At 46.5% G+C, this 26,152-nt stretch carries 21 protein-coding genes; 14 read left to right on the top strand and 7 right to left on the bottom strand.

Annotated features, from left to right (window positions below; all coding sequences use genetic code 11):
• The 7 genes from EL268_RS26840 to EL268_RS26870 form a co-directional block, all read right to left on the bottom strand.
• Nucleotides 1–588, bottom strand: a complete 588-nt coding sequence (locus EL268_RS26840) for a lytic transglycosylase domain-containing protein (protein ID WP_106652523.1) — start codon at nt 586–588, stop codon at nt 1–3.
• Nucleotides 582–1,157: a nucleoside/nucleotide kinase family protein gene (locus tag EL268_RS26845; protein ID WP_106652522.1), complete on the bottom strand. Its 576-nt coding sequence runs from the start codon at nt 1,155–1,157 to the stop codon at nt 582–584. The genes EL268_RS26840 and EL268_RS26845 overlap by 7 nt, the downstream gene beginning before the upstream one ends.
• A 4-nt stretch (nt 1,158–1,161) precedes the next feature.
• The gene (locus tag EL268_RS26850; protein ID WP_106652521.1) at nt 1,162–1,581 is read right to left on the bottom strand and encodes a hypothetical protein; all 420 of its coding nucleotides are present in this window, start codon (nt 1,579–1,581) and stop codon (nt 1,162–1,164) included.
• A 37-nt stretch (nt 1,582–1,618) separates the two neighbouring features.
• A complete protein-coding gene (locus tag EL268_RS26855) occupies nt 1,619–2,173 on the bottom strand; it encodes a sigma-70 family RNA polymerase sigma factor (protein ID WP_106652520.1) in 555 nt (184 codons plus the stop codon).
• 318 nt (nt 2,174–2,491) lie between these two features.
• Nucleotides 2,492–2,659 (bottom strand): hypothetical protein, encoded by a 168-nt coding sequence (locus tag EL268_RS33015; RefSeq protein WP_164724532.1) that lies wholly within the window; start codon nt 2,657–2,659, stop codon nt 2,492–2,494.
• A 92-nt stretch (nt 2,660–2,751) separates the two neighbouring features.
• On the bottom strand, nt 2,752–3,012 hold the full coding sequence (locus EL268_RS26865) for a hypothetical protein (RefSeq protein ID WP_106652518.1): 261 nt from the start codon (nt 3,010–3,012) through the stop codon (nt 2,752–2,754).
• A 94-nt stretch (nt 3,013–3,106) separates the two neighbouring features.
• Nucleotides 3,107–3,361 (bottom strand): hypothetical protein, encoded by a 255-nt coding sequence (locus EL268_RS26870; protein ID WP_106652517.1) that lies wholly within the window; start codon nt 3,359–3,361, stop codon nt 3,107–3,109.
• A gap of 95 nt (nt 3,362–3,456) precedes the next feature.
• Here EL268_RS26870 and EL268_RS26875 point away from each other — a divergent pair, with 95 nt between their 5' ends.
• From EL268_RS26875 to EL268_RS26940, 14 genes are all read left to right on the top strand, one after another.
• A complete protein-coding gene (locus tag EL268_RS26875; protein ID WP_232030101.1) occupies nt 3,457–3,927 on the top strand; it encodes a hypothetical protein in 471 nt (156 codons plus the stop codon).
• A gap of 104 nt (nt 3,928–4,031) precedes the next feature.
• The gene (locus EL268_RS26880) at nt 4,032–4,883 is read left to right on the top strand and encodes a hypothetical protein (RefSeq protein WP_106652516.1); all 852 of its coding nucleotides are present in this window, start codon (nt 4,032–4,034) and stop codon (nt 4,881–4,883) included.
• 169 nt (nt 4,884–5,052) lie between these two features.
• Nucleotides 5,053–5,457, top strand: a complete 405-nt coding sequence (locus EL268_RS26885; RefSeq protein ID WP_106652515.1) for a hypothetical protein — start codon at nt 5,053–5,055, stop codon at nt 5,455–5,457.
• Nucleotides 5,458–5,555: 98 nt separating this feature from the next.
• The gene (locus tag EL268_RS26890; RefSeq protein ID WP_232030104.1) at nt 5,556–5,786 is read left to right on the top strand and encodes a hypothetical protein; all 231 of its coding nucleotides are present in this window, start codon (nt 5,556–5,558) and stop codon (nt 5,784–5,786) included.
• A gap of 59 nt (nt 5,787–5,845) precedes the next feature.
• A complete protein-coding gene (locus tag EL268_RS26895; RefSeq protein WP_106652513.1) occupies nt 5,846–9,166 on the top strand; it encodes an AAA family ATPase in 3,321 nt (1,106 codons plus the stop codon).
• A 12-nt stretch (nt 9,167–9,178) separates the two neighbouring features.
• Nucleotides 9,179–9,790: an S-layer homology domain-containing protein gene (locus EL268_RS26900; protein ID WP_106652512.1), complete on the top strand. Its 612-nt coding sequence runs from the start codon at nt 9,179–9,181 to the stop codon at nt 9,788–9,790.
• Nucleotides 9,791–9,838: 48 nt separating this feature from the next.
• Entirely contained in the window at nt 9,839–11,254 is a 1,416-nt protein-coding gene (locus EL268_RS26905; RefSeq protein ID WP_106652511.1) for a hypothetical protein, read from the top strand.
• A gap of 11 nt (nt 11,255–11,265) precedes the next feature.
• Nucleotides 11,266–14,301: a M23 family metallopeptidase gene (locus EL268_RS26910; RefSeq protein ID WP_106652510.1), complete on the top strand. Its 3,036-nt coding sequence runs from the start codon at nt 11,266–11,268 to the stop codon at nt 14,299–14,301.
• Complete coding sequence (locus EL268_RS26915) at nt 14,301–14,720, top strand: hypothetical protein (RefSeq protein ID WP_106652509.1); 420 nt, start codon at nt 14,301–14,303, stop codon at nt 14,718–14,720. The genes EL268_RS26910 and EL268_RS26915 overlap by 1 nt, the downstream gene beginning before the upstream one ends.
• A gap of 6 nt (nt 14,721–14,726) precedes the next feature.
• Entirely contained in the window at nt 14,727–15,146 is a 420-nt protein-coding gene (locus EL268_RS26920; protein WP_047072281.1) for a hypothetical protein, read from the top strand.
• Nucleotides 15,147–15,159: 13 nt separating this feature from the next.
• On the top strand, nt 15,160–16,965 hold the full coding sequence (locus EL268_RS26925) for a hypothetical protein (RefSeq protein ID WP_106652508.1): 1,806 nt from the start codon (nt 15,160–15,162) through the stop codon (nt 16,963–16,965).
• Between the two features lie 14 nt (nt 16,966–16,979).
• Nucleotides 16,980–18,071, top strand: a complete 1,092-nt coding sequence (locus EL268_RS26930) for a hypothetical protein (RefSeq protein WP_106652507.1) — start codon at nt 16,980–16,982, stop codon at nt 18,069–18,071.
• Between the two features lie 82 nt (nt 18,072–18,153).
• Nucleotides 18,154–21,471, top strand: coding sequence for a 3-keto-alpha-glucoside-1,2-lyase-like domain-containing protein (locus EL268_RS26935; RefSeq protein WP_232030106.1), 3,318 nt, complete (start codon nt 18,154–18,156; stop codon nt 21,469–21,471).
• 2 nt (nt 21,472–21,473) lie between these two features.
• Complete coding sequence (locus EL268_RS26940) at nt 21,474–26,141, top strand: hypothetical protein (protein ID WP_232030108.1); 4,668 nt, start codon at nt 21,474–21,476, stop codon at nt 26,139–26,141.
• The last annotated feature ends 11 nt before the right edge of the window (nt 26,142–26,152 follow it).

Below are 26,152 nucleotides of genomic sequence, written 5' to 3' on the forward strand. Positions count from 1 at the left end.
CTATCTTGATGATTCTTGTAATAAGCCGTTCATTTTTTTGTAATGGGTCATGACTTTTGTATAGTAGCCATCGTGATAACGATTTCGGTCGACATTTCCCTCGCCTTGGTTATAGGCGATGATACTTAAACGAAGGTTTCCATATTTCTTTTGCAAGAGATCGAAATACTTGATACCTGTCTGTAGATTGATCACTGGATCAAACAGGTCATCAGGGTGAACTCCCAGCCAGCTTCCTGTGCTCGGCATGATTTGTAATAATCCTCTCGCGCCCTTGCCGGAAATTGCATCGTGCTGAAATCGGCTTTCCTGCCAGATCATCGCCATGATCAAAACCGGATCTATTTCGTATTGCTTGGATAATGCAAAAATCGTTTCTGTATAAAGCTCAACGGTAGCTTTATCAAGTCTCGGTGCAACATGTGTGATTATGTTTGCAAGCTCCTTTTTTCTATGCAACTGCCTCTCTGTGTCCCTCGCCAGTTTCATCACAGGATGAACTTCCGACAGCCCCTTTTCTACGGCTGGCAGTACAGCATTTGCGGGAATGAACACTGCCGCAACAATGCCGATTAGCTTTGTTAGCACGTAACTCGCTTTTTCAGATGTTGCTGATGGACTGCCTGCAGAATGTTTTTCTGCATTCTCTCCACCCCGATTGCCGTATCCAGTGTATGTACCGATCGGCGCGAAGTATGGGCAAGGGAAAGATAGGCTTCCTGCACCTTTAGCAGCATGGCATTATTCGCATCTACTTCGGTTCGCAGAAAAAAGGTTGCATCGGGTCGCTTCGTCAAATCACTCATCGTGGCATACCAAGAAAGAGGAGTATCCTTTATATAGAAGTAGTAATAATTGGACAGTTCGTAATGATCAATGATGATAAAATCAACGTTCTCCTTCGAAATCCGCGCCATTTCTCGCTGATAGTCCAGAAAATCCGCTTCAAAAAGCTTTCCTACCGCTTTCTCATCCAGTTGAATTTCGCAGCGAAGCCACATGCCAATGACCGCTCCGATTGGGGTATCTAAACGCGGAAACGATACTCTTTTCACTTTATATCCGAGGCATCTCAAATTTTCTTCTAGCAACGCCGCTTGGGCTTCCTTCGCATTGGCGTCAATTCCTTCGAAAGCGACAATCGTGGGCTGTCTCATGGCACTACATCGTCTCCTCATTTGTCGAGATTTCCTCTGCCGCTTCACGAAGCTTTTTCTCTGCTTCAAGCTCAGCAGCCTGAGTAGCCAGATGATCTGCTAGCATTTGCTCGAATTCTTCCTTTGTAATCTCATAAATCTCGGAATGGAGTCGGTTCACCGTGTATCCCATACCGTCGGTCAGTAAAAAGTTTGTGTAGGTCAACGGCTCCTCACGAAATTCCTGCTTCTCGTAATCGAAGGCAATGACCGCTTTTTCAATGCCCGCTACGCAACCGCCGAACCAAATATTTACCTCTTCTTCTCCACCTTCGGCTGTAGGTGTTGCATGCATATTGGTCGGAACGTGTACATATTTTCCAATGACCTGATGGGAGAGCTCCTCGGTCAATTCCTCATTCATCTTTTTCAACAAAACTGCCATGCTGGATCATTCCTTTTCATCGATTATTTGTGTATGTCTACAGCTCACCGTACTGTTTCAAAATCGCCTTGATGATCTGACACACTCTTTCCTTGCTGATATTGAATTTCTGACCAATTTCCTCATGGTAATAGCCTTCGCTTCTCATCTGGAGAATCAGCTTGTCTCGCGTGGACAGCTTCATATACTCCATAATGTCGATCATCATTTCTACTTCCTCATATCGAAACTCCTCACTCGGAGCAGCAATACGGCTGATCATCGTTTCCTCTTCATTCTCATCTCCACCAGAGACAAGAACCGCATTACTGTTTGTCAGGTTTTTTTGCGTGCCGGCTTTCCGCAAGCAGTCACGAATTTTATTCGTAATCACATGATCGACAAAGGTAGTCACTCTTGCTTTTTCCTGGTCGTAATCCTTCATCGTGCGATACACCTTCAAGAGAACCTCTTGGACGACATCATCATGGGTCATTCCGGCAAACGTCATCCCGGTCAGCTTGGCTTCACAGGTTTCCTTTGCCTTCTGCAAAAAATCATCGACTTTCCCTGCGAAAAATAACTCGTCCATTTGGTGAAGTTGATCTGTCATGTACTTCATCCCCTCCTCATGCTCCTATTCACAGTTGCTCTATCACACTAGGTAATTGGAGGAGGGATTTAGCAACCAACTTTCAAAATTTTTTTCGGACATGTTTGCAAGGTACCAGCCGTGAAGACTTTTCCATTCAAAATCTTCCATGAGGCACACTGACGCTTCATGTACCATTGGCAATCACGGCAAATGTCATGAACCACACAACGACAGGTCATGGGCACGACATCTTGTTCCTTTGCTGACATCACGATGTCATTGACTATCATCTTCTTTTGGCAGGCTTTTTCATAATCACATCCCTGACAAGCCATGCTACCCACCGATCCTGACGATCCCGATTCCTTTTAGGGACTCAGGATTCACTTGAACATGCTCGCGAAAGAACTCTTCCAAAACGGCTATGGGGGTGTCTTGGGTCGACGTATATTTCATGACCTGCACCTGCTCTCCATCTGCCGAAAAACTAATCTGATAGTACATGGTTTCTCCCCTCCTTTTGCTTCTTGTCGAATCTATACGAAGCGATTTGAGATGTATTAAGCGGATTTTGAAAACAAAAAAAAACCAGCCGTTTATTCCAGCTGGTCCTCTACGTATAATTCCTCTATCATTTCCTCTGTCATATTCATCTTCCCAAATTCCTGACAAACTTTTTGAAATCCAAGTAGCAAGGAATCATTTTCTGTGAAAACTTCGTTCAGATCCATTCCTACCATGCCGAGCGCGTCACTGAGCTCCTCCCAGCCTTCGCGATCGATATCTTCTCCTAGTAGAAATTCAGCTAATGCGGCAATAATTACGACATACAATACGGCTTTTTTGGAATCTCTCATTCTTATCCCCTCGATTCTATTTCGTCTGAGATAGAATAGACAGTTTCGAATGAGTTTTCTCCAATTAAAAAGAAAAAGCCCGCTGTAAACGGGCTTACTTTACATCTGAGATGATTTTTTGAATCAAACTTTCATCTATCAAATGGCTGGCTACTGTCAATGCCTTTGCCATTCGCTCCTTATCTCCATCAAAAACCTCGTGAATGATGTGACGCACACTTTCTTCATTCAGCGTGTAGTTCTTGGCCATGGCCATAATCCCAACAACGGCTTCATGATCTTCGAGCGTCTTCGCAGAGACTTTTTCCTTGGTCTGTTGGATGATGATTTGTATCATTTCACTTCGCAATGTTATGACCTCCTGGCTTAATTACGACTGAATATGTATTTCAAGGGAGACATCTTCCTCATCTGTCTAACCTATGAACGTAGAAGGAGAACATTTTGTTCCAAAAACTCTCAGCAAAAGGGGGTGAATCATTCGTGATTGTCGACCTCTATCATCATCTCTATGAACTACTTTCTACGGATAGTCGGGTGCTCGCATTACTCGGCATTGCTCCAGAAGACAAGGACTCTCTATCCAAGCAGATTATCAAGCAAAGAAAGCTCGCTCAGCTATCTGATGTTGCGAAGCCTCTCCTTTCCTTCTACGCAACTTCCGGAAAGCGCGACACCGACAATCCCTTCCTTCTCACCAGCTTCTTCCGATTTGATGTGATCACGCCTGGCGATATCAGGCTGGCGCATCAAATTGCTAACCATCTTTTCTATCTCTTAGACGGCAAAAGCTTATCGATGAATGGAATAGAAGGATTGGACACGTATGTTGTCTCTCAGCAGGAATCCGATACGGGCCATTCCTCTGCGTACTGTTTCACACTGATCACGAAGTTTACTTTGCAAGTTTGTTAGACATTTCAAAACCCCGTCTATCCTATGACAAGCTGATCGCGGTTCCCTTTCCACACGATTCAGCTACAGCACCCAAATCCCCTATCTAGAAGGAGTGACTTTCATTGTCTAAAAAAATGATTATCAAAGGTGTCGGTCAATTTCTTGCCAAACGCGCTTCCAAAGATGGAAATGGCGTCGAAGTCATCACGCTTGGTAATATGCAGGACCTGAAAATTGACATGAATGTTGAAATGGAGGATATCTTTGGCGGCGATGGTCTCTTCGCCATCGACACTCTCGTCAAATCGAAAAGCATTGAGATTACCGCAACGGATGCCAAATTTGATCTGGCCGCACTTGAGCTCATGATGGGCTCCAAGCTGCAAGAGCAAAAGAGCGACTATGTATACGTGCTGGGTGAGCAGAAAGCAGTCACTGCTGGCAGCCTGGACCGCACAGCATCCACTGGCGACGCTGGTGTTTGTGAAGTAGAGTTTGGCGGCAAGCTCTTCAACGGCGGCGGATTTGCTGTTCGTCTGAAAAATAGCAATCGCCTGTTGAAACAAGTGAAATTGAGCACGTCTGCTGCACCACAAGCTGATGAGTTCATGGTAGATACTTTCAAGGATGGCGGCGAAGATAAAGCTCGTCTCATCTTCTCTCCTGCCCTGCTCAATGAAGATGTGGTATTCAACTATCAGCGAATCGAAACCGTAGACGTGGTCGACATTTTGATGGATGAGGTGCCATTCCCGGTTCATGTCGTCCATCACGGCTCTTTCCTGCAAAAAGACGGAACTTATGCAGGCATTGAAACAGAGCTATTCTCCTGCATGGCAAAAGGCAGCTTCTCGATTGATGCGGCACGCTCCACAGCCAGCACTTCCGCTATTTCCTTGTCCGTTATTGATCCAGAGCGAGCAGATGGCAAGCTAGGCAGTGTGAAACGCTTCGTATCGACCAAAAAAGTGTAACTCTTTCGAGGTTAAGCAGGCTGAGTGGAGAGCTCCGTGCTCTTCGCTCTTGCCTTGCTTTTTTTCAAAGGGAATAACTTACAACGAATCATAGCGAACGACAACTCATTTTAGCAAGTAGATATATTTAACAAATACAATCTGGCATTGTTCAAGGAGGGATTCTTCCATGCTAAACCACCAAAAAGCTCTGGAAAAAAAACACGCTGAGATGATGAACCAGGAAGCTGTAGAGCGTATCAAAAAACAGGAGGAGGCTGATCTGGTAGAAGCTATTTTCTTTGAAGATGATAGTGAAATCATGCTGCGTGACGGCAAAACCTACCGGATTCCGCCTGTGACCTTAAAGGACGCCCGTATCCTGATGAAAAAACTAGGAACCGTCCATATCGACGCGATTATCCTTAATTTTCTCCCCTACGAAAACAAGGAAGAAGATTTATTCGATATCCTGCTTCTGGGCTTTCGCAACTACCCTACGGTTACTCGTGAGTACTTGGATGAACATTGTGATTTGGAGACGGCCAAAAAGCTTATTAACATTCTCATTGGCCTAAACGGCTTAAAAAAGTAGAGAGTGGCGAGGGTGACAGTTCCTCCATTCGTGATAGGGAATCTGGTGAGCCACTTGATTGGGGCGATCTATTTTTTCATCTCCATAAGGACTGTGGTTTGAAGAAATGGGATATTTGGGAGTACACCCTTCCCCAAGTAGCAGAATTAATGAAGAGAGTGAACAAATACATTCAATTTGAGGTAGAGACACGCATGGGATTTCCTTTCTTGAGAAGAAAGGGGACGAATTCTGTAGACAGCTCCCCCCATGCATCTAGCTCGCAAGACTATCAGGAAATATCCGAAGACGATATTGCCGTACTTGGCAAAGTGTTAGGTGGTCTATAACCCGTTTCTGTCTATTCTAAGACCAGAACGGGATTTTTCTTTTGAGGAAGGTGATATTCATGGAAACCCAACGTTTGACCGATGCCCTCCGCTCTATAACGAGTGCTGTAGAACAGTCGGCATCCCCATTTCGTGCCCAGCAAGCTACACCATTTTTTCAAGCACTGCATCAACAATTGTATGAATTACGCGCGATGATACGCGACATTGAGTCAAAGCCGCTCAGCTTTTCTCGTAAGTACGTCTCTCAGCCTGTTTCCCATGCTGCTCCTGCTTCCCTGTTGTCCGTAAGTACAGGAGCCATTGCCCCGTTCCGCTTTGCGACTTTACCAAATGCCCCCGTTAAAAGAACAGAAAAGTCCTACAGCAGAAGAAGCACCCTCCATCCACAAGCATGGGAAGAGGCTGCCGTAGATGTGTTGCGAAACATGATGAGCAGCGGCCTTCACACGCTTATCACCTCGATGGATATTGAAAATTGGGAGTCGGCGAAATCTTTGAACCGCCTGTTAAAAAAGGCAGAGCGTAATTTTTTGTTCAAAGATACAAACATGATGGATTTGGCGCAAGCACGCGTTTCAGGACGATCGACGGATCAAAAACAAGTGGAAGAAGAAGCACTTGGTTTGCGCGAATACTTGCGAACAGGAGTCAAACAAGACCTGCGGGATATCGCGCTAACACATGCCGTCAGCCTTGAAGAAGTAACCAGAGCCTACTATACGTCTTCTCGCCAATCAAATGACCCGCATGTAACTGTAGCGGATATTCGGGAGAAAGCAGCTTTGTTACCAGATGACCCGCTTGCTCCCCAAACCCAGATGCAAACCATCTGGCAGGCAGCGTCCCTTGAAGCATTCGATATTTTTAAAAATCAGCCCGGTAGCTTTCCCTCGCTTTTGGTCCACCTGCTTCAGCGCATGAGAGAAAGTCAGAGCCAATTATCGCTCGCTGTACGTCTGTTGAAAAATGCTGCCGATCAATACGGCGGAAAAGCTGCCTACGTCAAAGCCCGGCGCAATCTTCATGAAGGAAGTGAGCAGCGAAGACAAGAGCGTGTTACCGCACTGCTTGGTCAATCCTCTTCTCCCTTTACACAAGAAGCGATGGAGATCCAGTCCTGGCAATTGCAAAATCTGTCTTCCTATCAAGCTACCCGCACTCGGTTGGTTCGCAACAGGCTGGAACAGAAAAGAGTACAAGAGCTGTATCCGTACAATGATCGATTGTTAAAGGCATTGATTGCGGAAGAGAAAAAGCTTCTTGAACAGTTGCATTTGCTCAGACGAAAGATGCGCGATGTAGAGCGTCAGGCACATTTGCTCACCAGCCGAATCCTTTTGGTCCAGCGCGCATTCGGCAGTTTGCAGAACACGATTACCTCCTTAATTCCTTCCGTCTCTTCGCTGGATGAGAGGCTGCGTGCCCTCTCTGATACATCTGTCACGACCGACCAGCAAATCAAGGACATGACAAGCGATTTAAAACAGCAGGAGGAACAACTCCAGAAAACACGGGAAGCCTTGAAGGAATTGACAGAAGCACTGTCCACGGCTGTACCCAAACCTCCGACTGCCACAGCGGGTCCTCAGGCCGCTCCCTCAGCTGCAGCCGCAAGCAGTTCATCCTCTACCACTAGCAGACTCGCCCCTTTTGCTGCTCTCCTTTTTGAAGAGTTCTCGGGTGATTTTAAGACGAAGATACGGGAAAAGTTCTTCAAAGGCAAAAAGAAGGGGGATGAGAAAGAATCTGAACCTGAATCCAAACCTGAACCTGAATCCGATTCAAAATCTAAACCTAAACCTAAGTTTAAATATAAATTGAAAACTGCCGAAAAGGCGAGCGGTCCGGATGAGTCAGACTCCACTCCGAAAGCTCCATCCAAAGCTGGCAAAGCTGCTTCAACGTCTGTCGATGATGCAGCCAAGAGTGTACCTCTATGGCGAAAAGGATTAAAAAACATCGCGAAATTAGGTAAAGGTCTACCTGGCATAGGGATTGGTATTACAGCACTCACTTTATTGGACAGTTTTAACAAAGATTGGTTGCAGCCTATGTTTATGTCCGATACCCAGAGACAAAGCAGAGTCTTAGAAAATCAAAAAGGTCTAGTGGCCGACATCACTAATTTTGATAAAATGCCTCCGGGTTTAAAGCATTTATTTTTTGCCGGTACTGCTGTTTCTGGTATTACAGATGGTCTGATCAACTTCATGGGTGGCACTGCTCCTTCATGGAGCGATTACTATAACGCTTTTAAAGCGGCTTATAAGCATGATGGCCCTGAACTCAAACAGCAGTTGGAAAATACCTTTCAGCTTGGAGACAAGGAAGCTCAACTCACTCTTGAAAATGTCAAATCCGACATTAAAAAGAAAAACGAAAAAGAAAAGCACTCTAAACTTATTGATGTCGATGGAGATGGATACAAGCTGGACGATACTCCACTACCTTCATGGGATGAAGTCAAGACACTTGAACATGGCAAAGAAGTGGTTGGGTATCGCCTGGAAAAACTCGCTTTAGCGGAAGGCAAGTTAAAAGCCAAATTAGAGCAAACGCAGGCAACTCTTCTAGACCAAGGTAAATCCGAAGATTCTCCAGAAATGCTGAAAGCTTATGCTGACTACTACAGTGGTATTAATAAGGAACGGAGTGAACACTTAGCCTATTTTGAAGCGGTATTAGCGAAAATCCCTAAAGGTACAGATGCCTCTGGAGTAGTAGAATCAGTAATCGCTGATATAAATGCTTCTATCGCCCAAAACAACCTCGATAAAACCAACCATACCTCCGGCACAAAAATTGATTCCGTGAAGGACAAGCTGAGCTCTGAGCTGGAAAGTAAAGAGCTTCAATACTCGATTGACAGGAACAAAGCAATCTTAGCAGGGCACAGCGCAAATTCTGAAGTAGTAAAGAAGCTAGATGAAGAATATTTACGCAGTATCAATGAGCTTTTTGATACGACGAGTTCTGAAATGGATCGCCTTTTGTCCGGGAACCAAATGAATGAGACATTCAAGAAAGACATCGAGAACCTTAAAAAAAGCCTCGAAAAAGCCAAGTACGACAATCTCGTATCTCTGCATATGTCCAAGAAGCCCACCAAAGGAACCTTCAACATGCCCGACGGCTTGCAGCCGCTTACCTATTGGGGCATGCAAACCGCAAATGCAACACACAGCACCTACGACCTTACCTATGGCGGCGACAGCAATGTGAACATTACCATTGCCAATATGAGCGGAACGGAAGCTGACCTCCAACGCCTCGGCTCAACCGTCAGCGAAGCCGTTCGCAATACACAAGCAAGCCTTTCTACCGAATTGAGCCAACAAGTCCGCTCTGGAATCGCTACGAGCTACACGAGATTGTAAGGAGGTACAACGATGACCCAACAATACGCCTTTGGCACTGCCAATCAGCGCTATAAAAAAAAGCTGTTCGTCGATACAGGCTTTGAATTCATGGAAATAAACGCCCGACTCATCGAGCCCTATTCTCCGCCAAGTCCCCAGCCTTCTTTACGCGAAATCAAAATCATCAACGCTCCCTCGCACATCCACCACTCCGGCTTTAGCAGCTACCAGTGTTCATTGACCTTACTTTTTCCAGACAAAGAATCGTATAACGATTACTTGAGCTACGCAGGCTGGACCCACAAGTTTTACGATGAAAAGGGAAGCATTTTCCTTGGAAGCGCAGAATCCATCACCCCCCATGTGCTTGAGGCAGGACGGCGCTACAGCGTCACCGTCGATCTGATCCTCATCAAAAAAGACTCGATCGAACGCGAATCACGTTTCCAGTTTCAAGATATTGAAGGGCATTGGGCACAGAAAAATATCGAAGAAATGGCCGATCTTGGGCTGATCACGGTCATTACCCGAGATGGGAAGCCCGTCATTTACTTCCGCCCCAATGATTTTGTGACACGCGCCGAATTTATTGCCTTTTTGAATCGGACAAGGCGACTGGTAGAACGGATGATTCGGGAATAGCTGGGGCTGTTACGGGTTTCTGTCTACTCTATATAGGAGGTGATGAAAATGATCAGCTGGGCTGATGTGAATGAAAAAGACTGGTTTTTTAATGAAGTAATGGAGGCCAGCAATTATTTGATGGCTGACGGAGAACCGTTCATTCAAGGAATTGCTTATGGCTCCTTTGAAAGCAATGCTCCTTACTTGTATGAGGAACAAAAGGGCTCCACCGGACAAAAAGTATTTACGCTCACAGCCAAATTGACACCGAGTGCAGATAACCCCGTCAATGTCTATATTGACGGCACGCAAACCCTTTTCAAAGAAATTCGGCCGAATCAAACAGACCCGAACAAAACGGACGTCGAGCTGTATTACGCACCATCTGCCAACTCAGTTGTTGCCTTTTCCAGCTTCGGCAAGCCTGCCTTGGACCGTTTTGGCAAACCGATTCCCCCCAACTCCTCTTCCTTTGCTTACCCGAACAAACGCCTCGATAACGGAGACACGTATTTCTACAATCCGTTCAGTCGCCAATTCAACGAGTATTTGTACGCATATGGACGCTCCTTCAAGCGGATTGATGTGCCAGAAGAGGAATGGAAATCGACACCTGCCCAAGACCTCGCCAAAAAATATATCGGACTCAAGCAAGACGTCTACATGGTTAGTCCTGCTCCCGGAGCCACGATTTATCTTCCCTACAATCTAAACGGCGTACAGTTGCGCTTCATCTACAACAGCTACGAAAACGGCGCTCTGTTTATGCGAGGCGGATATTTTTCGGTGAAAAGCCCTGGCGTATGGCGAAACGACCGCTTCTTTCCCAACGCCTACATCAATCGGGCAGAGGCTTTTCTTCTCATTGACCGGCTTCGGCGCTCTTTTTACCAACGCTTTACGGATTCACAACCTCCCACACAGCGGCTGGATGAATCCCACACGGCATACGAGGGGCAACGTGTTTTTCGCCTGAACGGTACCTACCCTGCGGGTAAGGAGCTGCTTGCCGTCAAAGTGGATGGAAAAGCGGTGAAAAGCTCGGACTATCAGGAATTTGATGATCATACGGTTCTGTTCAACATGCCGCTTGCGGCAGGTAAAAACGTTCATTTCTTCTATGTCAAAGAGACGAGCACCCGCTTTGAAGATGTCGGGCACGAAAAATATATGTACAACAGCAATACCGGGGAAAAAATTGCGCTAAACGGTGGGATGACAGGCAACAAGCCTTCATGGTGGGCACCATCCGTCCTCTCTATGGAAGACGAGCGGTTTGGCAACGGAGATTACTTGATCGAAGGAATTGCGATCAACAACTTCGTCGATGGAGCGGCTGTCGTCAATCATATGTACGAGGTATCGTCATCCAATGCGGAAGAGAAAGAAAAATGGTTCATGCCTTACTCGCTGCTCACCCGGGCACAGGCCGTCTCTTTTTTGAATCGCTTTCGAAAATGGTCCCTGGAACGGTTTAAATAGGAGGTGCTTTCATGCAAACGATGTCCAATGAGCTGCGCAGAATTCTCTCCGAAAGACTCAAGCTCGGAGAATTATCGAAGCCCGCTTGCCGCGTCGAAGTAGATCGACTCGTCTTCGTGCCGGGCCGTACTGAAGAACTCGATTTCATTATGAGTGATCCGCGAGAAGAGAAAACATTGACCCGCACCATTATTCAGGATGGTTCAGGAGATGGTGGCACTGCTCTGTCCAAGATTCCTTTTGTCTTTCCCGTAGAGGGCAAAAGCATCCGCGATATTACAGCCTATATGGGCGACAATCGCAACCACAAAGGGATTGATATCGCTTGTCCAGTCGGTACGCCCATCAAAGCTGCCTGGGCTGGCAAAGTAAAAAAAGTGACCGTGTCTGAAAAATATACGAGCTTTGGCTTTCGTGTAGAAATTCAGCATGCGGATGGCATGTGGACCCGCTACGCCCATATGAGCGAAATCCACGTCAAAACAGGGGATTATGTCACGCAGGGCACCATAATCGGTAAAAGCGGCAATACAGGCGATGTCCGCTCTGCCGGCGTTACGAACATGGGCAGCTATGACGATCCGAATTCCCCCCGCTCCAAAGGAAGAGGAGCTCATCTGCACTTTGAAGTCTGGAACGGACAAGCCGTTATCGATCCGTTTCCTTATATGAATGGCTCGAAGCATCTGTTCGCTGCCTCTTCCAATAACGGCGCAGGAGTCACAACCGATGCCACCTATGTTGGAACACCAGGAGCAACTCTTTTTGACGAACGGTTTACCAATAATACGTGGCACACAAAATCTGTCTACAAAGTAGACGAGCTGACCAAAAAGCTATCCATGATCGAGAGAAGCTCGACGGAGCATAGCAACCTCACCTTTACCTTTGATCCCAAAGGGTACAAGACCGTCTTCCCCTCCCCTACCGTTACAACAGGCATGAATCTCAAGATGACCTCCGTTCACCCCGGCATTTTTAGCATGGGGTTCTCCACCAACTTCGGTGAAGGTGCTGGCGAGCTGCGCGTTTTTTTCAATGGAAAAATGCAAATCAAGGTCAACAAATTCTCCGGGACAGAAAACGTAGAGATTCGTGATATCCCCTTTCCCAATGGCGAAACGGAAATCCGTTTCGAGCTGTTCTGGAATGGAAAACAAGTCAATCGCTTTTCCCTCCAATACATTCAGATCAAGGAATTGCAAGGGCGCCCCGATCTGTACGGGAACAAAGACAAAGTCGATCCGACGGTGCAGCAGGAGTTTTTTGAGGAACGGGAAATTACGAGCACCTTCATGCCTGGGCAGCCGCGAAAAGTATCGCTCCAGGTCGGAAAGTTTGTCTATATGGACACCCTTACTCTGGACAATATTAACCACATCGAAATGGACGACCAGTTTGAAATGGAATCATGTGAGGCACGAATCACGATTTCAAACCCGGGCGGCTACTACAGCCCGGACTACAATCCGTTTTACTTTCCCGAAACCTACAAGGAAACCCCTTGGTCTTATTTTGTGAACGGATTCCATGTCGGTGTCCTCTCTGAAAATACTCCTGTCCGGATCTACATGGGTTATGGTCTGAATTTGATGCGGGTATTTACTGGGCTGATCGACAAGCTCGATTTGAATGGCGAGGAATCGACCATGACCATTTACTGCCGCGATATGTACAAAAAGATTTTGAACAAGGTCATTACCGAGGACAAGCAATACCCCCCAGACATCGGACATTCTGCCGCACATGATACCCATGTTTTTTCCTCGATGTCTCGTCGGGACAAAATCATCTCGATGGCCAAAAAGCAGTCCAAGCAGCAAGGTCCCGAACTCGATTATAAATTTTTGCTTGCCATTGCCGAACATGAGACAAAAATGGGGACGCTCGGGAAAGGTCTTCCTCCTGGCGATTTCATTCTCGGGTATGGATGCTATACCGGTGAAAAATGCGACCCGCAATACCAAGGAATCGAGCGACAGCTCTATCGCGGAGCCGTTCGCTATCGGGAAGCCATGGCGAGCAAAGGCTGGCGCTTCCAATCAGTCGACGACGTCAAATATTTTTGGCAAGGAGGAGACAAGGGGGCTTACCAATGGGCGAGCGATACGAATTGGTATAACAGCGTGTGGCAAATCTATCAAAAGTTCCGTTCCAGCACGGAGTTTGATTCGATCCCTGAGTGGGAGGGTACCGCACCTGTCCCAACTGAACCAACTGCCAAAGCCGCCTACCTCAAATCGGCCATCGTACAAGACTTGATCGCCCATGCAGGAATGTACGGCTGGCGCAGCAATCCGCAAGACATTTACTACCCGTATGCCATTGTACAAGAGACAAGCTATACCCACGTGACGCAGGCAACAGGCAAGGTTTTCAAGGCTGTGCCTGATAAAGAGGGCGAATTCGTGGAAGTCGATGCCGAATCCATTCTGACCCCAAAAGGTTGGAAAAATCCTTTTATTGAGCCGCCCGGACGCAAATTCGAGTCGTATCAATACAAAGTGGGAGAAGCCATCGCGGAAATCATGAAAGATACAGATTTCCGTTCCTATTGTGACCGTTACGGTACGTATCGGTTGGAAGAGATTGATATGAATCGACCAATTGTGGCCACTTATACGGAGCACGATAATTTGATCACGATTCATAAGACGATCGATTTTTCCCGTGGCAGAAGCCATCTGGTCATTCTGGACGAAGAAAATAAGGCTGGTCATTTCGTAGACACCGAGATTTTGATGGAGCTAAAAGGCGAGGTCCGCACAGGCGTGAGACACGTTCCTTTTGCGAAGACAGACGAATTGAAGCGACTGGCCGCGCGACGATCATTTTTTGATATAAAACGCTTGTGTCGTACGCTGCAAATTTCCATCCCTGGCAACCCTGCCTTGGATGTCCTCGATCGCATTTACATTATCGACTCCAATACAACGACCCGCGAAGCGTATACCATCAAAGGAATCCGCACGATGTTTGATGCGCAGAACGGCTATATGCAAATCCTCGATTTATTTTGGAGCAACAACGAGGGGGCGATTGTGTAATGGCCGGGATTGCCAATGATTATTTGATTTACCCCATCCTCGATCTGATCCGTGATGAAGTCCACCGAACCACGACCGTCACAGCAGACCCGTTCGAAGAGGAGCCCTCTGTTCGTCTAATCCGGGAGCATCCCCTCGATCCGGAAAAGGTCACGGGTGCCAAGCTATTCTACGAGTCTGGCTACATGCTGGACATTTCCCTCACGTTTGGCTCTACAGACACTACCACCTTCCCCCTTGAAGTCGATCAGCTCCATCCAGACTGGGAGTACTATTCTCTATGGCGCTTGACCTCGGTTACCGCTGCGGGCTACGCACCTGACGGAAAAACGGTAGGATCTTACCTGATCCGTCTACTCTATGATACGAGGGGCCTCTTAACTGGCACCGATGTCCTTCGTATAGAGAAAGAGAGGTGAGTACAAGTGGGCTTCTCCGTTGTTTATTCGGGCGGGGGTGTGATCGACAAGGTACGTGAGCTCCCCTACCCGCACTTTTCCAAATTTACTGAGCCCTTCATTCGCGGACGCATGATTGATGTGACTGCATCCAAGCAAGTCTTTTCCGATACCTATGCCCTTCCCTATCCGACAGAATTTTTATCCGTGGCGTTTGCTACCAATAATTATTGCGTCGGCGATTACTGGGAGCTGAGTCTGGACGGCGTGAAGGTCTGTGAAACGATTTATACCAAAGAGCTCCCGGAGTCCGTCTCGATGGGAAACAGCTTTGGGATCGTCTATCCGTTGAAGCCAAATGCGCAGGTCCGCTTTGACTTCCACAACATTTCAGGTACGGAAAAGAAAGTTTGGTACAATGTGAAATTTTTACGCAAGAAACTGTAAAGGAGGCGTATGGATGCCTAGTAAACAAGTAGCTTGGATTGAGGGCGAGGTTACAGCCGATCTGCTCATCAACAAGCTGGCTGATGAAATCGTCAATGCCAAAATCCCGGATACGAAGAACCGATGGGAAAAGGTGTTTGAGGTTAATGAAGATAAGTGGGTTACGTATACGAAGACGACTGTTGCGAATACGCAAGGAACGTACAAGCATACGGATGGGAAGACTTATCCGGTTTATGTGTTGCCGGATTTGCGGGAGTTGATTTCTTATGGAGGTGTTCCTCTAGTCGATGCAGACGGGTATGTCTATGAAACCCTTAACAACAGTAATGTAAAATCGGGCAAAAAAATTCAGGTAAAAGAGTTTGTCTATAAAGATGATGAAGGCAAAGATATGACCCTATCTATTCCTGGACTACTGGTTGTTAATGTCGATGATACTGATCCCGCCAACACTGTCGGTAAGAAATGCTTTGCTGTACAACAAGGCAAGCATGAACTGGATGGAGTTACCTTTACTCCTGGTACTGAGTGGAATGAGTACAAACTTATTACACAAGTGCCCTCAGACTGGAATGATCTACTGGTAAAGGAAAAATGGTCAGTTTATTATGTCTATCCATCATTCACATATGTAAATGTCTCACTCTACAAATTCGGAATGGTCAAATACATTGCCAATCCCGTCCACCACTACGATCGCACTGTCGTCCTAAAAGCCGTTCCTGACGTACCTTCAGGCCAAACGTCTAACGAATATTTCGTCATGTTAAAACATCCTAACAATCAGTACAACTATTTCGATGTGTCCTACGGCAAAGGCTTCACTGGTAAAAATCCCGTTGGAAAATCTGCTGATACCTACCTCCTTGCCTGCGATAAAACCACTATTATTCCCGGTAAAGTCCCAGTCATCATCGACCAAAAACAGGCCGAGCTCCAATTCAAGAAATGGAATAATCCTGACGAAACGGACAAATATACTCCACCTCATGAAGCTTGGGCTCTCGATTACGATGACAAGGTAGAAATCAAAAGCCCTTCCTCCCACTTTTTCTACGGCGCCGACTCTGTCGTCTCTTGGGTACCGAACAAGAAGCGTCGCCCAGATTATTGGGTAGAATACAACCTCTCCGTCAGCAATGATCGTGTAGCAATCGTAATTGAAGGCGACCCTTCGCCTGATATGGATGCCTACTACAGCAGCTTTGCTTATATCGGAAAAACCATTCCTTTTGCTGACTATGACCACAAAGGCAATTTTGGAATCACCGTCGGCATGGGTGATTTGACAAAAGAAAAATCAGGCTTCCTTCCAGCCGACATCAAGCAGGACAGCAATCCTAACTACTCGGGTTGGGGACGCTATACCTCCAACGGCATGTATTCCTTCTCCATGCTGCAAACCCGAAGCTCCGTCTACTTCCAAGCGTACTACCCTGCCTTCATTACCCAGCTCCCCAAATACGATGGCGTGGGCACAATCCCTCCTGAGCTTTCCAAGATGGTACTGGAAGCAAACGGCTTCCAAAGCTCGAAATGGACGAAGAAATATCATGCGTCGCCGATCTATCTGGTGCACCAGTTCGAAGGCTATCGGGGCTACCTCGACAGTGTCGTAGCAATCGAGGACCATAATCTGATCAACAAGGACGAGCTCGTCGTAGATACAGAGGAACCAAAAGATCCGAAGGACCCCGCTGCCGGAACTTGGACAGAGGTTTACAAGTTCTTCCGAATCAATACCCCTGTAAACTTCTTCAAGTACTCCCCCAACCCTACCGATTGCACCATCGCTATCTTAAAAGAAGTATATTAAAGGAGGAATTTTACATGGCTAATTTTAAATACATTGAAAAAATCACCACTTCTAAAGAGCTTCTGGAGACGATTAAATCCGAAATTGAGCAACTTACCAACTATTCCTTTAACCCAGCCGCCGGAGAGACACAAGAAAAATCAACCTGGACGGTCATGACCGATCTCACAAAAAAAGATTCCGCTTCTGGAAAAACCTCCGAGCTTGTCCTGAAGGGCATCTCCAGCATTAACAACGTGACCAAAGATTTTTATGTCAAATTCGTCAATCCAGGCTTCACCAACCCAAAGGAACATAGCTCCTTGACGGTTCAAGTATTGGCAGACTACAATTCCACAGCCAAAACCTTCGGAACAGAAGGACATCCAGTCAATTTTGAATGGGCTGACGAGAAATTCGTCACGAGTGACAAACGACCGACAGATCGTACGATAGACAAACCTGTCTACCTGTACATGAACGTGATGAACAATCGCCTTTCCCTCGTAGCTGTTGGCGATCCGGCTGTTCACTTTGAAGATTATCGCAAGAGCTTCCTGTACGTAGGCGCACTCAAGCCGTTCAAGTACAACATGGATGACGTAGTTGGAAACATCATGCTGACAGCCGGAGCTGTCGCTGCTGAGCCTGCTGCTCCGATCGCCCCACACGATTATGGTCAATACACCTCTTTTGGCAACAACACCTTGCAAATGCTCGGGACAAAATCGGGCATTCGCTTCCAAAAGCACTACCCTGCCTTCATTACCCAAGCTCCACAGCCGGGCAAGGCATATAAGGATGGCTCTCTAGGCGATACTGGGTTGCTGCTGGAGCCACAAGGCTTTAACGCATCGGCTTGGACACGCCGTTACCATTTGAGCCCGATTTATGTTGTGCATGGCTACGATGGATACCGCGGCAGCCTCGATGCCTGCATTGCCGTATCGAAAAACAATATTCTCCACTTGGATGAATTGATCATTGATGTCGATCCGAGCGACACGACCAAGAAACACAAGCAGGAAGTATACCGCTATTTCGACCACAATACCGAGCAGAATTTCATGAACTACTCCGCCAACGTAAAAATGGGGGTCGCTTTCCTGAAGGAAGTTCGCTACTAAAAGAAGTCCCTCTAAAACCGTATAGCTAGCAAAAGGGGGAAAACTAGAACGCATCTCTGGTGTTCCCCCTTCTTTTTGGGAGGTGAACCATTTGACCGGGATTTCTTCTCTAGCAGCCTATCAATTCAGACTTGCAGACCACTACGCTTCTATTCGCAACTATATAGGAAAAGTAACTTTCACCACTTCTCCCTCCCGCAAGTATTCCTTCGTCTATATTCCCTACGGACAAAGTGCCAGTATGGTCATGCTGGATTATTTGCTCGCGAATCGAAAATGTTTTGCCTCCGCTGAGCTTCAAGATTCCCTGCAGGATATGATACGGAATGATACCAGCATGGCATATCCTATGGATCTGGTCGTGGTATCCGATCGCTCGCCGCTTAAAGAGAGCTTGCTTCAAGACGATGCCTTGGATGCTGACCGGATCATTAAGCAGCCATTACAAGTTATTCGTCGCGTTCATCTATCAGATCGGATCAAAGCAGCCGGAATGGCAAAGCTCAATCCGACCCAAATGTCCGTGCGCGTAAATAAGGATGAGCTGCATATTGATTTGCCACCAGCATCGGCAAGCCGTTCCATTTCTGCCGAAGCTACCGTTGGGAAAGATCAACCTAGCGCAACACGGACTGAGCGATTCGCCGGAAAAAAGATGAACGAATGGTTCACGGGAGAGCGTTTTTCTACTTTCGATTTATTCATCAACACCGAAAGAAGCTTGGCTGAGCGAAAGTTTTGGGCTTCTCTCTTTGTGCAGATGGAAAGAGAATACGCAACCAGATCAATCACTCACAGCCTATCTATTGAGAACAGCCCCTCCCTTTCCAGACGGGATAACAGACATGCCATGTTTACGGATTGGTCCCGTTCCATTGGCGAGCGTCATTTTGCCTTCGAGATGACCCGACACTTCGTGCAAGCTTTCCGCAGGATTAAAACACACCCGACGAAGGTGCTTCGCGACATGGACTGGGCTTACCTCAAAGCCCGTCAGTATGACGCCTTGCTGCATTTCCTTCAACGTGCAAGCAGGATTGTTACTCATGACTTAGCTATCCATCAGGCTGCTACAGGTTTTCGAACCATGCGTCAAGGTGGTTCCATTTTGCAGGAGCGCGGCTGGGGTTATCGAGACTTCTTGCGTCTTCTCTCCCTTGATTCCATTTCACCAACAGCCTTCCGTCCGTATCACAGTGACTTGTTCATTAATCGCTCTCGACTCCATGCTTTTCGTCCCTATCAATCACCTGGCACACTCATGACGGAATATACAATCGGTAATAGAGACGGGGTTTCGGAGCTCGCTATTCTCCTGTCACAGCTTTCTGGAACTCGTTTAATTCAAACAGATGCTTCACTCTTAACCTATCTCGAACAAGCCTCTCGACAAAGCAGCCACCATCTGTTTATCCCAAATCCCATCACTGATTCTCGACGCGAAAAAGTCAATCCGCTCTGGATTTCTCAGGACTTCGAACTCGGAAAGAAAGATCTTTCTCGCCCCACTTCGATTATCAGGGATGATGTTCGCGCAAATCGCCAACTCATGCGTTCTGCTCATCTTTGGGAAAAGGAACGCCCTATCGATCTCAGTGGGGGCAAAGCACCTAAGCCATCCTTTTATCAGGATGAGGATGACATTTTCGCCAACCTGGAAAATGTACGCCCAAGTCTGCTTCAGGAATGGCTCGCTGCCCAGCTCTATTCCCGCGAAGCAACGATGGATAGCTTGTTGGCAGAAGATATGCTCTTCGCGACCATCTTGCGCTTACTGCCCGCTCATCTTTTGGAAGACATCCTTGCTTCCAAAGAATTTCCTTCCCATCTGATGGACGACATGATTTTTGCCTCGCGCCTTACAGACGGTCAGAGCATATTGGAAGCGCTGATGGAATGGGCGCTAACCAACAAGGCTTTCGATGCTTATGTAGATGAGGAATTTTTGGAGGGTGTGCGGACGCGGGTTCAGGCATTGATCGAATCTGAGGTCATATTCAGTAAGACGTTGCAAGAAAAGGCAGGGATTCTTTCCTTTGAGACATGGGAGGCTGCCCGCCCGAATGAGGTTCTCTCGCATCTGGAGGAGGACGGGGTTGCAGGAAAACGGGAAGTATTGCTCTCTTCCACCGTTGAAGAGGTCGAAATCGCTAGCCAAATGGAGGCAGCCCCTGCAACCATTGCAGAAGCACTTGTTGGCGAAGATGTATTCCGTCCAGCCGAGCTGCAAATTGAGCATCCTTTTGGTTACATGGAACCCGATCCGTCCTTTTTGTTCGACGAGCATACAGCCCGTAAATCGGCTCACTCCAGCGATCTTGACGAGTTGCCGGTTACCGCACTGCTGCGCAGCCGAATCACGGAATTGTGCAGCGGCTATCTCTTCGCTACCTCCCCGCATGAACGAGCCAGTTACCTCGTCGATTTATACGATGTGGCAGAAAAAAGCGCGCGTGATGGAGAACTGCAAGACGATGAGTGGCAAAAGTATGCCAAGCTCGCGCTGGAACAAACGGTATTGCATGAGCAACTGATTGCCTATCAGCCGGAAGCAGCAGCTCATTTGATCGAATCCATCCTCAGCTACAAGCAACCAGATCAAGCTGTTATGAACGCGGATTGGATAGCTAACAACCAAGAGCGAGCGACCTCTCTTCTCACCCAAATCATGGGTAAAAAAGAACTCGCAGATGCTGTCATCCTGGAATACTTGGCTGGCCAATTGGATCATAGGAAAGGTCATATCGAGAAACCATTACTTTCTGTTCGCGACTACAAGAAAGCATGGGCAGATCGTATAGAAGAAATAGGACAAGGTTTGGTCTACGACTACTCGGATGATGTACTCGAAGCTGAACACGATCCTGAGCATTGGTCAGGTGGTTTTTCTGTTCCGGAAGCGTACGATCCCCACGATCCATTTAATGCGTACTATCCATGGACGACGGATATGAACGCACTCGCGATGGGGCAAGACAACTGGACTCGTTTTGGTTCTGGCACTTGGGAGCATAATCGCGACCAAGGCACTTTTACCCATACAAAAGGCTCCAGTGGCATGAGTGGCTACATCCGAAACGACTTTACCTATACAGACTATCAGTTTGAGGTCGATTTCAAAGTAGATGAGCCCGCAGAAGGGGACAGCGCTGGCATCGTGTTCAAATATCACAATGCTCAGAACTACTGGATGTTTGTCGTCAGTGACGGAGGCGCCAGCGGTATGCCGCGGCCCATGCAGCTTTTCAAAGTAGAGAATGGCAGATCAACCATGTACTCTACCCCGATGAACCCGTTTGCCTGGGAAAAAGAGAAATGGTACACGCTTCGTGTTTGGGTTACGGGAAACCGCATCCGCGTCTGGGTAGATCATAACCTGCAATACGATTTTACGGATTAGAGGTGATCATTTTGGGTCATACGTTTGGCATTTTTTCTAAATCAGTGGGCAACGTCACATTCGGAAAAATGCGCTCCTCATTGGTAGAGGGCGCATTCCACCCGAATCATCCAGATAATCCGCACAGCCCCAATCGTCCTCGTGCAGAGGATCGTTACGCTGGGTATCAAAATCCGCTCTTAGGTGATCCCGGCAAAGGTCAGATTGGTCGTTGGCAGACGGTGAATCTCGATTCTCTCGAAAACATGATTGATCAGATGATTGAACAATTTGTCCGGGACAAAAATTGGTACGCCAAGGTTCGTTGCCGCGAAGCGCTGTGGAATATGTATCGTCGTCTGGAATGGTGGGTCAATCAGCAAATCGATCCACAAAAAAACGACTACCAGCGCGCCTTGCTCATGGTGCGAGATTGCATTTACAAAATCCTGAAAAACGCCGAGCAGCAAGATGGAACCCATCAAAATGTTTCGCTGCCAGTTTGTCCGGCTCCTTACTATCATCATTTCAGCGGCTACTATCTCAATCATTACGATGCCATCGATAAAGAAGTCCCTACATTTGATATGCGGACTCTCCCGCTGTCGGACAAGTTTCACGGCCTTTTCCGTTACGTCTCCTCGACGGAAGATCAGGAATGGAAGATGATTCACTCTATCGGCTCCAATGAGATGGCGGGGAATGAAAATATCATGAAGCTGGATGTGACCACGCTCAAGCACGGTAATTCCAGCAAAGTGACTTTTCAATGGCGCTTTAAAAAGCAAGGTTTCATTCGTTTCAAGTACATGGCTAGCACCGCCCCTGGTGATGGGTTGCTGTTTTTTATCAACAACAATCAGGTTGGCGGGGAATGGAATCAAAACAACAGCTGGCAGGAAGCAAAGTTTCACGTCAAGCCGGGGCAGACGTACAAGTTTGATTGGTTTGTGCGTCGGATGAGTGATCGGCGGTTTGGGAAAAATGCGGTATATGTTAAGGATGTGGAGTGCGTCGAGGTGGTGCAGAGCTTGGATGAGCAGACGCCGCCGGATGTGGATACGTTGGGGGATGCGGCTTATAACATTCCTGGATGGGAATGGATTACATTTTCAGATAAGAGCATCATCACCACTTATTTTTCAGGAGTAAACGACTCACTTTCAAGGAAAGTTCAGAGAGTACTTGATGCGGAGTGCGCTGGAGATTTCAGTTTTCAATACGAAATGGGTGTGGATAACCCGCCCTATACGAATGAATCTGCTCTATTTTTCGATGAAAGATTTGCTTCCCGTACCCAAACCGGCGAAGGAGTACGAGGAAGTACCGCGGTCTCACAACATGGATGGCAGTGGTCATTAGATGGACGTTCCTCCTCCACTCAAGAAGATTCAGCTATCATTTCTTATGATATTGAAATTGGTGACAACTGTACCGTTGATTTAACAGGAGATGTCCAACTGATTTGTCCACCACTAGAGATTGATCACTACGAGGAACGAACCACCAATGTTTCTGATCCTTTAAACTTCTCCTTTACTGGGGTGAGTCACTGGGAATGGAAGTCGATTCCCGGACTTGGCAGCGGAATTTATATGCAGGACCCCATTGTTTCAGGAAATGGAGATGCCACCTATACTTTTGAGCTTGAGGCTGATGGGTGGATTGAGTTCAGTTTTACTACTGGTTTACGTGATACAGAAAGACTCCTTGTCATTATCAATGACGTACAACAACTAGAAGCGACGGGAGATGAATGGGAGAAAAATGTACAGCTCCCCTTAGCAAAAGGCCGAAATACCGTTATTTTTCGGATTCAAGATGACCTGACAGAAGAGCCCCTGGAAGAAACGTATCCTGGTGAATTTTCTTATCGCTCTTCAAGTGGCAAACATAAAACACCGATGGGCAGCTATATTGATGTAGACCGGGAATGGAGAACAGAAAAAAACTCCAGTTACACAGAAAAGGATCGTGCAGAAAATGTTTACGACATCTTCCTAAACCCTGGTTCCTCCTTTGACTTTTCGGAAGAACTGGAGCTGAAAAGTCTCATTGATGAATCAGAGGAAGATGAATATGAAGTAATTTTCTCCGAGGATTTCAATGATCGCGATAATTATGCACGTGAAATTCGTGTTGATGACAATTGGGAATGGGAAGATATCGTTACTCGTTATCATGGGGAGGGTCACGGTGGAGACGGTGTACTTAAGGTCGAGAATAAAGACGGTACCCGGAACCGCCTTTATGTCGAGAATATAGATTTGGATGAACCGGGGTTCGTAAAGTTCGAATATGGCGGTTCCTTTTCAGACTACGAGTACCTCAGTTTATATAGTAACAATCGGTTAATTTGGTCTGAAAACAAAAGCACGAGTGATCCGCTTGGCCGTACCGTAGTGGTTCCGCTAGGCCGAGGAAAACAAACGTTAAAGTGGGTATTTGAAGATTACGATGAAGTTGAGGTTGAGGACCCCGATTCCGATTATGAGCCTCCGACGAAACCCGATCCTTCTACAGGTGGTGAGAAGTGTTATCCCGCGGGGTCAGTGACTCATTTGGGTGATTATAGTCCTTTTATTGACCACCAACAAGTATATGAATCGAAAAGAAAATTTAGAGTGCGATGGATGCAATATACCCAAGATCCTGTAAAGATTTACTACGATGGTAAAGTACCCATTGCTCAAGGAACTGAAAGAGATGGTTACACACTCCGACGATTTATTCATAACTCTTCTATCACATCAGCCAGATATTCCGAGCGATTAAAAATCTATGCTGGTAAAGGCTATGATGTTCCAAATGCATTCGATGTACCTGTCAAATGGGTTTTCCGCTCTCATCCTGACGCTGCTAAAAAAACACCGATACACTATGATAATACCTATGTAATCACGTCTGAACAGATTGCAAATAAGCACAATTCTTCTACCTATTGGTATGTCGTCTTTCACAGTGTCGGCAATGAACATTTAGAAGTTGAGTTTGACTATCAATACTATTGTTATGAACTAGATAGTAAACAAGGTAATAAAAATGGGCGACAAGTATCTACTCGAAGATTGTATGGTTACGCACAAGCGACGGAATACGATCCTAAAACCAATTCTCATCTTTTTGTAACACGTAGAGGTATTGGTTGGAGTACCCCAACAATCACAGCTACAGGAAATAAGAGGATGAATGTAGGAAACAAGCAGAATCCCTATAAAATAAGAGATTGGAGCGCCGCTAATCACCACGTTCCCAAAAAATTTTATTGTAATAAGCCAGGTCCCTATTGTATTGTCTTTGACGTCCAACGAACTTTTTTTAAAGACTCCACGTTTGGAAAAGATGGAATTCCCTATTACATCGCGATCCGCAATCTCAAATTAACATCCAACAAACACCGTAAATTCAGCAATAACTATGACGAAACAAAAGTAGAAGTTACCGTAACGGATTTGACCAATCGAACGATTATTGATTCTTACCCCTTGTCAGCAGGTCCTACAGGTCAGGCAGAGCATTTCATAAAGTACGATGTCCCTCAAGGTAGACATTATCGTTTTGATTACAAGCTGCTAAAGGGAATAAGTCATAGGGGAGGATTAGATGACAACGGTGGGGTATTTACTCTCAGTCAAGGAAAAGCTGAAGAAAAGTGGGTAAAATATTGCATTGATAAACTAGGCTCTATTTATCCAAAAGACAACTCGCCATATGAACCCAATCTCCCCCCTCCAACTCAAGTAATCATACCCGACGACTCCTGGTGTTGGATCGATACAATCGAGATCAGGCAAAGTAAAAAATCAAAACCATGCCGTGATGCCTATGTACGTGTAAGAGTTTACGATGAAGACAACGGAACCATCCTATCCGAAGAGAAATACTCTGATTTTGACGATATACAAACAATCAAGGCTGCCATTACCAATGATTCTGATGAAGGGAAAAATTATTCTATCCGAATCAAATTCTATACAGATTGCGATGCCGAAGCGAGATTGAGCAATGGAGAGTATACCTTTCACGACAAGCTCCCCCTCCCTAAATCATCGGCTTTTGTATACAACTTCAAAACGACTGCCAATGTCCCAATATGGATGGGCGGATGCAACGGCAGCAATATTCAGGTAAACATCTTCGATCAAGCAGGCAACAAACTTCATCACACGACAGTTAATCTCTCCGGAAACTACGACTTTACCCTCGAAAACCTTTCCAAGCCTTCCGTATCTAAAGTGCGTGTAGAAATTACTACAGAACAAAAAGGTGAAATAAGCGAGTGGACTGGCAAAAGCTATTTGACTACGTTCAAGCTACGAAATTTCAAGGCAACGGAAAATTGGACAATTGTCCCCTCTCCTTTTAATAGCCAATTAGACTTCTACATCGATGGAGTTCTTCGAGGCAGCTATACAAATGCGGGTGGAGCTCCTGTGTTTCAAGTAGATAGAGGAAGACATACTTTCACCTGGGTATTTACAGCGAAAGGCACATCGGAAGTTTGGGATTACTGCAATATCGACTACATCAAACTAACCAACTGGATCTGCGACAAAGTCCTGGTCACCCCCTACTGCGATCCCGGCAGCGGAGACAAATGCGTCGAAGCACTGATCAAATGCTTGCTGGCGATCTGGAAACAACGCCCTGAGGCATGTGTGATTGGCAAACGAATATGGCTATTTACGTAAGGAGGTACTTC

Source organism: Brevibacillus brevis (assembly GCF_900637055.1).
Taxonomy (GTDB): Bacteria; Bacillota; Bacilli; order Brevibacillales; family Brevibacillaceae; genus Brevibacillus; species Brevibacillus brevis.